The sequence below is a fragment of the Amedibacterium intestinale genome, assembly GCF_010537335.1.
Classification (GTDB): Bacteria; Bacillota_I; Bacilli_A; order Erysipelotrichales; family Erysipelotrichaceae; genus Amedibacterium; species Amedibacterium intestinale.
In genome coordinates, this window is record NZ_AP019711.1 from 900,596 (window position 1) to 912,752 (window position 12,157).

Sequence of the window (12,157 nt, forward strand, 5' to 3'; positions counted from 1 at the left end):
TTAAAATATCGCATATGTAGACATAGAAATCATAAAATAAAATAAAACTAAATGATAACACTTTCTTTATTGCCATTTTCTGCACAAATCTTTTTATAAGTCTCCATATATTCTAAAGATACATTTTCTTCCCCCAGCTTGTTAAGTCCCTCTTCACGAACTCCATATTTGCGATAACGTATCAGTTTATAACGACTTTTATCTTTAATTTTTTCACTAACATAACGAACTGTTTTTTCATTTTGTTCATCTAAATAAGGTAGAATAACCGTACGTACTTCTTCTAACTTATGAATTTTCAAAAGATAATCTAGGTTTTTTAACACTGTTTCATTTGAACAACCGCATAACTCTTTGTGAAATACAGGATCAACAGCTTTAACATCTAACATAACACCATCACAAAGATCCATCAACTCTGGATACAGTTCAAAGTCATAATAACCATTACTATCAATCAAACAAGATAAACCAAGTTTTTTTACTTCCTTAAATAATTCCAGCAAGAATGCTGATTGATTCATACATTCTCCACCACTTACTGTAATCCCGCGTAAAAAAGCTTTTCTCTTCTTTATTTCCGCTACAAGTTCTTCTACGCTCATAAAACGAATTTTAGGAGAAGCAAGATATTCACATGTTTTAATACATGTATCGCAGTCTACACAACGTACTGGATTCCACTTTACTGCCCCATCTTTTAGTTCCAAAGCGTCTACAGGACATGTTTCAACACATTTTCCACAACTTCTGCACATATGGATCGTTTCTGGATTATGGCAGTACAGACAGGAAAAAGGACAGCTTTGAAAAAAGATGGCACAGCGATTCCCTGGGCCATCTACATTCGAAAAAGGAATAATTTTATTTACGGGAGCTTTCATCATAAATTCTACGATCCAATGCTTTTGCAGTATTTCTTGCACCTTGTCCAAAAACAGTTACATTATTTAAACTAGCTTCATGATGATCAAGTTTTTCAATCTCGCTCTTCTTAACAAGATATCCTGTTACTCGAACGACATCATTATCTGCATTATATCCTGTAAAATAACGCATTCCCTGTGCAAATGCACCTTTGATAATATCCAGCAAAGCCTCTGGAGTATTGTTCCATGTATCATCAAAACGGAAAATATCACCAATACCTGACACAAAGTATTTATGGAATTTACACTCAACCTGTATATGGTCGCACAATTCAGGTTCTACTCCAATTGGAATTCTAGCTCCTGGAGAGTTTTCCCTTCCATCGCTGTCAATTCCTACCTGAGCATGAAGAACATACTGGTTATTGCAGCCTTCACAATATAAACCATGATGTGCCTTGACAATTGATTCTAATTTATCCATGATTACGTTTCCAAGTTTTTCTGCTTCTTCATTATGCCCATATCCTTTTGCAGGATCATCAATACCCAATAGATAATTACAACATTCAGCTAATCCAACTACCCCAAACATTCCAGTAAAGTTTTCACGTTTAACGAATCCTTCTTTAACTAGGAAATTACATTTAAAGAAGTTGCTTTCTTCTACAATATAACGTATACGAGCATCCATATTTCGCAACATCAATTGTGCATAATGAGGCAGTACATTTTGTAAGAAATCATCTTTGTCTTTTGCTTTTGTAGCCACATTATATAAACGTATACGTGGAAGCGTATAACCTCCACCTCCAATTTTTAACGCGTTATAACAACTTGCAATACCATATTCTCCGATTCCATCACCACGATACATCACATCATTCGCAAAACTTGGCTTAGATGTTGCCAGCATACAATCAATACATGCTTTTGCAAAATCATCGCTTGTCTGTTTTGGGTCATACAGTAATGTCAAGTTTGGAATAGCAAGCTGCATTTCTTTGGTTAAGTCTAAAAGAATTCGGTTTACGCGACTATCTTTAGGTCCAATATTGGCATGAACAAAAGAATCCGTTAATGTTTTATCAATATGCAGCAAAAACATTTTTAGTGCTTTTCTTGTTTCCTGTTCATCTTTATCAAAAGGGGCAAATAAATCAGTAAAGTTTCCTAAATAAACAGGAAAAGATGTGATACTTGGAACATGCTTATACATAATCAATAGATTATTACACGCCTCCCAAATATCGGCTGCAGGAGAAAGTCCTAAAAAACTACATCCTTTTTCCATAAGAATACGGTAATCAGGCAATATATATCGCGGTCTATATGGCGCTCTTCCTTCTCCTAAATCGCATAATGTCTGATCTTTTAAAGCTTGTTCAAACTCTGGCTCTAATGGTAATGAATCATCATCATTTTCTGCTAATCGTGCTAGTGCCAATACCTGCTGATGATACGTTAATGTCGAATCACTAATAATATTTTTTACTCTACTCATAAGAATCCTCCTCTTCATATCTAACCAATACTTCCCTTGGTTTGCTTCCTCTGCTTGGACCAATAATTCCACGCTCTTCTAAAACATCAATCAATCTGGCAGCGCGTGCATAGCCAATACTAAATTTTCTTTGTATTAACGATGTACTCGCTTTCCTTGTAGATATTATAAACTGTTTTACTTCTTCATACAATGGATCTGCTTCTTCATCTTTATTAGATAAACTGCTATCCAATGCTTCTAAACGAAGAAAGGCATCTTCATACTTTGGTTTTGCCTGACGGCTCACAAAATCACATATATTTTGAACTTCCTGGTCACTAACAAATACTCCCTGTACGCGAACAGCATTCGTTTCTCCTACAGGAATATATAACATATCTCCATATCCTAACAGTTTTTCTGCACCCATCTGATCTAAAATAGTTCTAGAATCAACAGCACTGGAAACGGCAAATGCGATACGAGATGGTATATTTGCTTTAATGACACCAGTAATAACATCTACACTGGGACGCTGCGTCGCAACAATCAAATGAATACCAGCTGCTCTTGCCAGCTGAGTAATACGCTGAATGCTTGCTTCAACCTCTTTTGCCGCAACCAGCATCAAATCTGCCAACTCATCAATAATTACAACAATCCATGGCAATCTTTTTAAACCTTCTTCTGGATGTTCTTCTATATAGGTATTGTATCCACCGATATTTCGAACACCTGCCAGTGCAAATAATTCATATCGTTTATCCATCATATTAACGATAACTTTTAAAGCTCGATTTGCCTCTTCTCCATCTGTGATGACAGGACCTAACAAATGGGGAACTTGACGATAAGGAGTAAATTCAACTTTTTTAGGATCAACTAAAAGCAATTTTACTTCATCTGGTTTTGTTCTCATCAAAATCGAAGTAATGATAGAGTTCACACATACACTCTTCCCACTGCCTGTAGCTCCCGCAATCAATAGATGCGGCATTTTATTTAATTCTCCGTAAACAGAATTCCCCATCAAATCTTTACCCAAAGCAAACAATAATTTCGATTTCTCATATTTCGATGGAACTGTTTTTAGGAGTTCTTTCATGTGTACCATTGTTTTTTCGACATTAGGTATTTCAATACCTACTGCACTTTTTCCTGGAATCGGTGCTTCTATGCGAATATCTTTCGCAGCCAAGGCCATTTTTATATCATATTGCAGATTGCTAATCTTATTCACACGAACCCCTAGATCTGGTTTTACTTCAAATTTCGTTACAGCAGGCCCAATATGTGTTGCCACAAGGGTTGCCTTTACACCAAACTGATCTAAAATTTCAATTAACTGTCTTCCACTTTCATTAGCCGCCTCTATATTTGTACGACTTCTTCCTTTTTTACCAGCATCATTTAAAAGTGTCAAACGAGGCAGACGATAGTTTGTATAATCTTCATCAAATGAAGATGTAAACGTATCTTTCATCCCAATCGTTTCTTCGATTATGCGTTTATCTTCTTGCTTTTTATCTTCAAGAACGGATGTTTTCTTCTCTTCATCTGCATTCAAAAATAAAGAATTTGAAGAAGCATTGCTTCTTTTATCTGTTACAATATCAAAATCATCATCAACATCAAGAAAAGAAACTTGACCTGGTCGAATCCTTTCTTCTAGATTGATACTATCAAAAACACTTTGCTTTGTATTTTCTTTTTCATCTACCTGATCATCTTCTTCTTGCTGTTTTGCTCTATTCCTATTTTCCTTTTTCTGTTTCAAACTTTCTCTAACACCTGCTATTGGCTTTTTCACAGATGAAGCTCTCTGCTTCAAATGGGCATACACAGGGCCACTGATAATTAATATACAGCCTAACACCAGTAAAGCAATAATTAAGATTTTTGTCCCAATAAAATCAAACAGGAATGTACATACAGAAACTAATAAAGCACCAATGATGCCGCCTTTTGATGATGCTTCCAATGTTAAGACACTAAAAGCATTTTTCACATAAGAATTAAAAATCGCCATTCCCTTTATAGTTTCATCTTCAGGTAATGCAGACGCAAGAATCCATGCAGTCAAAAGCACTCCTACTCCAATACTATACTGTAAAGGAATATCTTTCACAGATTTCTTTAACATCCATAATATACTAAATACAATAACAACAGCATACAACACTCCATATAGGTTTCCAAAAACAAGCTGTATAACCCCCGTTAGAACCTCACCAACAAATCCAATTTTTAGACAGCCAATAATGGACAATGTAATAAGTGCAAGAGAATATACATAAACCATTATTTCCTGCTGCTTATTCTGCTGTTTCTTTTGCGTCTTTCTTGTCTTTTTTTTAGCTGCCATTTCTCTCTCCTATTTTACTATTCGTTAATTTCAATAATTACTGGCAATACCATAGGACGTTTTCCAGTTTCTTTTAATAAATAACGAACAATTTTATCACGTGCTTCTCCGCGCACAGTTAAATTTTCGTAGCGTTTTTCCTCTACTGCTGTATTGATGCACTCTTCCATAATATTTCCAACTTCTTTAATGATATGCTCAGCATCCTTTAAATAAATTAAACCACGAGTCTGTACATCTGGTCCATTAATAACTTTTTTCGTTTTAAAATTAACACCTACCCCAATGATCATAACACCATCGGTAGATAATACTTCACGATCTTTTAACACAACCCCTGTAACATCCCAGTTTTCTTTTCCATCAATCAGCGTATCTTCTAGTTCTATATGTTCTGCAACACTCTTTAAAACTTTATTTTCAAAAGTCGCAATCTGTCCATTTTCTAAAACAACGATTCGATCTGCAGAATACCCTACACTCATTGCTAAATTTGCATTCATAAACAAATGACGAGATTCCCCTTTGACAGGTATATAATATTTTGGGCGGAACAAATATAACATCATTTTTAAATCTTCTACAGAAGGATGCATAGATAAAACTGTTTTACTGCTTAAAGTAAAAATCTTTCCACCTTCTTTGTAGATTTCATTTTCCATATTGTTTGCATCTAGTTCAGTACCAGAAACAATTGGACTTGCAACAATAATTGTATCACTAGTACGGAAACTAACATATTTATCTTCATGATTAGCAATGTTCGTCATTGTACGGAATAAATTTTTTCCTATTCCTGATACAAGTACTACAACATCTTCCATATCATCAGAAAATTCTTTTTCGCTAATTAACATATCTTTAGGAACTCTATAATACTTCATAGTTTCCAGATGTTTTAATAAATCACGTATCCCTTTATCATGGAAGAAAATACGACGATTCTGTTTTTTTGCTAATTCAATAATTTCTATTATTCTAAACAAACTTTGTGAATAACATGAAATTAAAATACGACTTGTACTTGCTTCAAAGATTGGTTCAATTAAGGAAGTAATTCGATGTCTTGGAGCGGTATGTCCACTTTGTTCAACACCTTGAGATTCACTTAGTAAACAAAGAACACCTTTTTTTCCAATATCACTTAATTCATTTAAATCACATAGATATTCTTCCTGCAGCATATCATAATCTACGATAAATTCCCCCGTATATACGATATACCCCTGATCTGTGTTGATTGCTATACCAAAATTATCCGGAAATGCATGTGTCATTGGGAATGTTCGTACTTTCACACCACCAATTACCTGACGGCTTGTTCTTTTCATGCGATGAATTTTAACATCTTTAATTCCCTCTTTTTTTAAAGTTTCATGCAATATACTTGCAGTTAATGCGCCAGTGTAAACAGGTATATTAATCTGTTTTAGAAGATATGGCAATGCCGCAATCACATCATCATGTGCATGTGTGATAAAAATCCCTTTGATTCGATCTTTATTTTCAATCAGATAAGAGAAATCAGGAATTATAAATTCTACTCCTAATTGTCCGGTATCTGGATATTTTAAACCGGCCTCAATGATAAAAATAGCTTCATTGACTTCAACGACATACATATTTTTTCCGTTTTCATCAAGTCCACCAAGTGCAAAAATGCGTACCTGATCCATAAATTTAACCTCCATTAGCTACGATTTCATAATTTTATTATAAATAATATATGTAAACCCACAATAAACTAACTTTATTATACCACTACTAATGCTAAAAAAGACAGAAAAAAAGTGATTTCTCACTTTTTAACATTGTTCTCCGTCTAAAGAGAATGTTTTGCATGCAGTTATACGAACTTCAACAATATCACCAGGTTTTACATTGTTTGCTGTAAAATTTACCAATTTATTTGTTTCTGTATAACCACTGTATACATCTTTATTTTTCTTGCTGGCACCATCAACAAGCACCTTTACAACTTTTTCAAGATAAGCTTCATTTTTCTCGTGTGCATAAGCATTCCATCTTTCATTCAAGATTGCCAGTCTTTTCTGTTTTGTTTCAAGACTTACATTGTCTTGCATACGTGCTGCAGGTGTACCCTCTCTTGGTGAATAAATGAAGGTAAATGCATTATCAAATTTACACTCATCAACAAGCTCTAATGTATGTTCAAACTGCTCATCTGTTTCATTTGGAAATCCAACAATAATATCGGTTGAAAAAGCACAATTTTTTACCCTTTCTTTTATTTTATGGAATAGAGTTAAATATTGTTCTCTTGTATAGCGTCTTCCCATGATTTTTAAAATTTCATCATCACCGCTTTGTACTGGAAGATGGATAAATGGCATTATATTGTCATAACGCGCAATCACATCAATCATCTCATCTGAAAAATCCCATGGGTGTGAAGTTGTAAAACGAATACGCTCTACGCCAATTTTTGCTGTTTCTTCTAATAAGCGTGCAAAACCACCTTCTAAATGTAAATCTTTTCCATAAGAGTTAACATTTTGTCCTAATAACGTAATCTCTTTATAACCTTCTTCTTTTAGTTGACGCACTTCATCAAGAATATCTTCCATTAAACGAGAACGTTCTTTTCCTCTTGTATAAGGTACAATGCAGTATGTACAAAATTTATCACAGCCATACATAATGTTTACCCATGCTTTATGATGTCCAAAACGTTTAACTGGCAAATTCTCAATAACATCGCCTTCTTTTGATAATACTTCAATACAAGGTTTACCTGTTGTCATAACCTCATATAACAATTCAGGAAGTCGATGTAAATTATGTGTACCAAACACTAAGTTAACATGACGATATTTTTCCAGCAATAAAGAAATAATATCTTCTTCCTGTGCCATGCATCCACATAAACCAAAAATAATATCAGGATTTGTTCTTTTTAAACGTTTTAAAGACCCTAGTTCACCAAGAACCTTATCCTCTGCATTTTTACGTATCGCACAAGTATTCATCAGAATTAAATCTGCATCCTCTGCTTTATCGACAGCAGTAAATTGAAGTTGTTCCAAAATACCCGCTAATGTCTCAGAGTCGCGTTCATTTGCCTGACACCCATATGTTCTCAAAAAATATTTCTTACCCTGTCCGATTTTTCTTATTTCATCAGGAATTTGAAAAAGGGAGCGCTCAACATGCGATTCTTTTGTTGTTCTTTTTTGTGCTTCTTGTAGGTTAGGCAACGCCCATCCTGGCTGTTTTTTCATAATTTCTTCCTACTTTCTTCATCATCTATATAGAAACCATATTAATGGTTTTAATTTTTTAAAAAAACCAAGCATTGCTACTTGGTTTACTGAGAAATTGCATCTACAGGGCATGCAGATAAACAAGTACCGCAATCGATACATGCACTTTCATCACAAGTAGATTTACCTTCATCATTCATTGATAAAGCACCTACTGGGCAAACCCCAACACAAGCACCGCAACCGATGCATGTTTCAGCATTAACATTAACTGCCATTGTATATTCCTCCTTTTTTTACAACCACATGTATTATATCAAATAATCATGTTTCCTTGCAAGCTTTTAAACCAAATTATAAACCCTTACACTACACTTTCTCATTTAAGTTTATGAAAACACTTTTTTCATAAATGTAATTTTAATTTACAACATATAAGAAAAGTGATGTTCCTTATCAAAGGAATCATCACTCTACATTACTTCTATATTTTCTGGACAGATACGAATTCGCTCAATATCAACACAGCGTCCTGTTTCATCATCCAGTTCCATAACTGCCCCACAAAAAATACCAGGGCCTTCTGCAATTTTATATTTTGTTTTTTTATCGGATGTAAAACGAGTAATAATTTCTTCTACATCACGTCCTAAAACACTAGTGTAAGCACCACACATTCCCAAATCCGTAATAGCTCCACATCCATAAACGATACGCTCATCGGATGTTTGCACATGTGTATGCGTACCTACCACAGCACTCACACGATCACAAAAATGATATGTAAAGGCAATCTTTTCGCTTGTCGCTTCTGCATGTAAGTCTACTAAATAAATATCCGCTTCAATATTATCTAATATATCCTCCATACAGTAGAATGGCGAATCGACAACATTGTTCATCCATACTTCACCAATCAAATTTGTAACAGCCACGCGTTTTCCATTTACCTTTACTACAATAGTATGTTCCCCTACATCAACAGGTTCCATATTGGCAGGGCGAACCATGCGCTCAGCTTCATCAATAAATGAATATAAATCATTCTTTGAGAAAGTATGATTCCCCATTGTGATAATATCAATACCATAACTCAGCAGCTGACGATAGATTTTCTTTGTAATACCTTTTCCATGAGCTGCATTTTCACCATTACCAATCACTAAATCAATTTGATATTGCTCTTTTAGTTTTGGTAAATTTTCTCTTACTACTTCACGTCCTACAGAACCAACTATATCACCAATAAACAAAATCTTCATAATTATTTAGCTAATTCGCAAGAACGTGTTTCACGAATAACTGTAACCTTAATTTGTCCTGGATAAGTAAGTTCTGCTTCAATTTTATCTTTAATATCACGAGCCAGTTTATGACATGCAAGATCATCAACTTTGTCTGGTAAAACCATTACACGCACTTCTCTACCCGCCTGAATAGCATACGATGAATCAACACCGTCAAAGGAACGAGTAATTTTCTCAAGATCTTCTAAACGATTAATGTAATTCTGTAAAGATTCATAACGCGCACCAGGTCGTGCAGCACTGATAGTGTCAGCCGCAATTACAAGATTGCTGATTAGATATGCTGGTTCAACTTCCCCATGATGGGATTGAATTGCATTTAACACAACGTCTTTTTCACCATGTTTTTTACAAAACTTATATCCTAATTCTATATGGCTTCCTTCTACTTCGAAGTCCATTGCTTTTCCAATGTCATGCAGCAATCCAGCACGTTTTGCCAACTGCTGATTTAAGCCAAGTTCTGCAGCCATCATCCCTGCTAAATGCGCAACTTCCATACTGTGCTGAAGTGCATTTTGTCCATAGGAATAACGATATTTTAATCGACCGATCATTCGAATAATTTCTCTGTCGATTTTTCCGATTCCTAACTTGAAAACAGTATCTTCACCTGTTTTCATGATATTGCTATCCATTTCTTTTTTGATTTTGTTAACAACCTCTTCAATACGTCCTGGCTGAATACGTCCATCACGGATCAAATGCTCTAAGGCTAAACGAGCAACTTCACGACGGATTGGATCAAAGCATGAAACTGTAATAGTTTCCGGTGTATCATCAATAATTAAATCAACACCTGTAGCCTGTTCAATAGCTTTAATATTTCTACCTTCACGGCCAATGATGCGACCTTTCATCTCTTCAGATGGCAAAGCAACTACAGAAACTGTTCTATCTATAGTTTCATCGGAAGACAGTCTTTGAATACTTTGCGCAATAATATTACGCGCTTTTTCATCCGCTGTACTTTTTGCTTCATCTTCTTTTTCTTTGATATAAGCAACAAGTTCTTTTTCCATTCTTTTTTCAGTAATGGCAAACAATTCTTCTTTTGCCTCTGCGCTTGTCATTGCCGCAACACGTTCCAATTCTTCTACCTGAACGTCAATTTTGGCCTGCAATTCTTTATCTTTTTCATCTAGCATTGCCATTTTGTCAGCTAATTGTGCACTTTTCAAATCAATCTGTTTTTCTTTGCTAGTTAAAGTTTCATCACGAAAATTCAGATTATCTTCTCTGCGCAGGAGTTTATTTTCCATATCGGTAATTTCCTGCTTGCGTTCTTTTATTTCTTTTTCTGCCGCAATTTTTAATTCATGAGCTTGTGTACGACCATCCAATACTGCCTGTTTCACTGTAGCATCTGCTTTTGCTTCAGCTTCTTTCAACAATAATGAGGCCTTTTGCTGATCTTTATTTAAACCTGCTTTAGAGATTGCAAACATAAGAACAATCCCACCTGCAAGACCTGCCAACACAGACAAAAAGATAATCAGTGTACTATTCATAACACGATTCCTCCATTCGTCTTTTTCTTCGGGAGTCTTCCCTAATTGTTATTGTACTAAATTTTTTAGCTTTTCACAACAAAAAACCATATTTTTTACAAAATGAAAAAAAGATAAAATCATTCATTGAAAGAGCTTGCAAAAAAGGAGGAATTAATCCTCCTTTCAGGTTGTTGACAAACTATATATTTTGAAAATATATAAAACCAATTTAAAAAAAGTGGTAGAAAGATTCCTTTTACTAGGTGATTTTTGGTAAATGATAGCTTAAAATCACCTGTTTTTTATACAAAAGTGGGGATAAAAAAAGACCGAATGACAAAGTCTGCTCAAAGAGCGACTTTGTCAACGGTCTGAAAGGAGGAATTAATCCTCCTTTCGTTCTTTCTTTTCTTTTAACTTAGCAGCAAGCTCTTCCATTAACGCAGGATTTGCTTTAATAAAAGCTTTTGCTGATTCTTTGCCTTGTGCAATTTTTTCTCCATTATAAGAAAACCAGGAACCACTTTTATTCACAATTTCATTATCAACACATAAGTCAAGCAGTTCTGCCACATAAGAAATTCCTTCGCCATACATAATTTCAATAGCAGCTGTTTTGAAAGGTGGAGCCACTTTGTTTTTTACAACTTTTACATTTACCTTGTTTCCAATAATATCCGTACCGCTTTTAATAGCCTCACTGCGTCGAATATCCAAACGAACACTAGAATAAAACTTTAAAGCTCTTCCTCCAGGTGTTGTTTCCGGATTTCCAAACATAACTCCAACTTTTTCTCTTAACTGGTTAATGAAGATAGCAGTACATTCACTTTTGTTCATGACACCACTTAATTTACGCATCGCCTTTGACATCAAACGAGCCTGTAACCCAACCTGTGCATCTCCCATTTCACCATCTAATTCTGCTTGTGGTACCAGGGCTGCAACAGAGTCAACTACAACTAAGTCAATTGCACCACTTTTAACTAGCATTTCTGTAATTTCCAGCGCCTGCTCCCCACTATCCGGCTGAGAAAGAATCAATTCATCAATATTTACACCTAAATTTTTTGCATAATTTGGATCAATTGCATTCTCCGCATCAATAAAAGCTGCACGTCCACCTTTTTTTTGCACCTCTGCAATTGCATGCAAAGCCAAAGTAGTCTTACCACTTGACTCTGGTCCATAGATTTCAATAATACGCCCTTTTGGATATCCTCCGATTCCTAAAGCTTCATCAATTTTAATAGAACCGCTGCTGATAGCATCAATTTCAACCGCAGCGCGTTCCCCAAGCTTCATTATACTCCCTTTGCCATACTGTTTTTCAATTGCTTTAATTGCATCATTTAGTAAAGCATCTTTTTTTTCGTCTACTTTTTTATTCTTTTCTTCCATTGCCATTTATAT

9 protein-coding genes are annotated in these 12,157 nt (G+C 35.0%); all 9 read right to left on the reverse strand.

Translation table 11 applies throughout. From position 1 onward, the window contains the following. Window positions 1-47: 47 nt before the first annotated feature. The 9 genes from A9CBEGH2_RS04670 to recA all read right to left on the reverse strand — a co-directional run bounded on the left by A9CBEGH2_RS04670 (window position 48) and on the right by recA (window position 12,151). A complete protein-coding gene (locus A9CBEGH2_RS04670; protein WP_118276889.1) occupies window positions 48-887 on the reverse strand; it encodes a YjjW family glycine radical enzyme activase in 840 nt (279 codons plus the stop codon). Continuing rightward, entirely contained in the window at window positions 865-2,373 is a 1,509-nt protein-coding gene (locus A9CBEGH2_RS04675) for a YjjI family glycine radical enzyme (protein ID WP_115715021.1), read from the reverse strand. The genes A9CBEGH2_RS04670 and A9CBEGH2_RS04675 overlap by 23 nt, the downstream gene beginning before the upstream one ends. After that, window positions 2,366-4,720, reverse strand: a complete 2,355-nt coding sequence (locus A9CBEGH2_RS04680; protein ID WP_118276888.1) for a DNA translocase FtsK — start codon at window positions 4,718-4,720, stop codon at window positions 2,366-2,368. Before A9CBEGH2_RS04680 ends, A9CBEGH2_RS04675 begins: the two co-directional genes overlap by 8 nt. 17 nt (window positions 4,721-4,737) lie before the next feature. Then, window positions 4,738-6,396 (reverse strand): ribonuclease J, encoded by a 1,659-nt coding sequence (locus tag A9CBEGH2_RS04685; RefSeq protein WP_163104369.1) that lies wholly within the window; start codon window positions 6,394-6,396, stop codon window positions 4,738-4,740. A 129-nt stretch (window positions 6,397-6,525) separates the two neighbouring features. Then, entirely contained in the window at window positions 6,526-7,962 is a 1,437-nt protein-coding gene (miaB, locus tag A9CBEGH2_RS04690) for a tRNA (N6-isopentenyl adenosine(37)-C2)-methylthiotransferase MiaB (protein ID WP_118276887.1), read from the reverse strand. Window positions 7,963-8,048: 86 nt separating this feature from the next. Further along, window positions 8,049-8,222: a 4Fe-4S binding protein gene (locus A9CBEGH2_RS04695; protein ID WP_115715025.1), complete on the reverse strand. Its 174-nt coding sequence runs from the start codon at window positions 8,220-8,222 to the stop codon at window positions 8,049-8,051. A gap of 195 nt (window positions 8,223-8,417) precedes the next feature. After that, complete coding sequence (locus A9CBEGH2_RS04700; RefSeq protein ID WP_115715026.1) at window positions 8,418-9,206, reverse strand: TIGR00282 family metallophosphoesterase; 789 nt, start codon at window positions 9,204-9,206, stop codon at window positions 8,418-8,420. A 2-nt stretch (window positions 9,207-9,208) separates the two neighbouring features. Beyond that, window positions 9,209-10,762: a ribonuclease Y gene (gene rny, locus A9CBEGH2_RS04705; protein ID WP_115715027.1), complete on the reverse strand. Its 1,554-nt coding sequence runs from the start codon at window positions 10,760-10,762 to the stop codon at window positions 9,209-9,211. 366 nt (window positions 10,763-11,128) lie between these two features. After that, window positions 11,129-12,151, reverse strand: a complete 1,023-nt coding sequence (recA, locus tag A9CBEGH2_RS04710) for a recombinase RecA (protein WP_118276886.1) — start codon at window positions 12,149-12,151, stop codon at window positions 11,129-11,131. Between the last annotated feature and the right edge of the window lie 6 nt (window positions 12,152-12,157).

What these genes read in the sequence shown, in the direction of transcription:
- A9CBEGH2_RS04670 (WP_118276889.1), bottom strand. Translation starts at nt 887, where the DNA reads ATGATGAAAGCTCCCGTAAATAAAATTATTCCTTTTTCGAATGTAGAT.
- A9CBEGH2_RS04675 (WP_115715021.1), bottom strand. Translation starts at nt 2,373, where the DNA reads ATGAGTAGAGTAAAAAATATTATTAGTGATTCGACATTAACGTATCAT.
- A9CBEGH2_RS04680 (WP_118276888.1), bottom strand. Translation starts at nt 4,720, where the DNA reads ATGGCAGCTAAAAAAAAGACAAGAAAGACGCAAAAGAAACAGCAGAAT.
- A9CBEGH2_RS04685 (WP_163104369.1), bottom strand. Translation starts at nt 6,396, where the DNA reads ATGGATCAGGTACGCATTTTTGCACTTGGTGGACTTGATGAAAACGGA.
- miaB (WP_118276887.1), bottom strand. Translation starts at nt 7,962, where the DNA reads ATGAAAAAACAGCCAGGATGGGCGTTGCCTAACCTACAAGAAGCACAA.
- A9CBEGH2_RS04695 (WP_115715025.1), bottom strand. Translation starts at nt 8,222, where the DNA reads ATGGCAGTTAATGTTAATGCTGAAACATGCATCGGTTGCGGTGCTTGT.
- A9CBEGH2_RS04700 (WP_115715026.1), bottom strand. Translation starts at nt 9,206, where the DNA reads ATGAAGATTTTGTTTATTGGTGATATAGTTGGTTCTGTAGGACGTGAA.
- rny (WP_115715027.1), bottom strand. Translation starts at nt 10,762, where the DNA reads ATGAATAGTACACTGATTATCTTTTTGTCTGTGTTGGCAGGTCTTGCA.
- recA (WP_118276886.1), bottom strand. Translation starts at nt 12,151, where the DNA reads ATGGCAATGGAAGAAAAGAATAAAAAAGTAGACGAAAAAAAAGATGCT.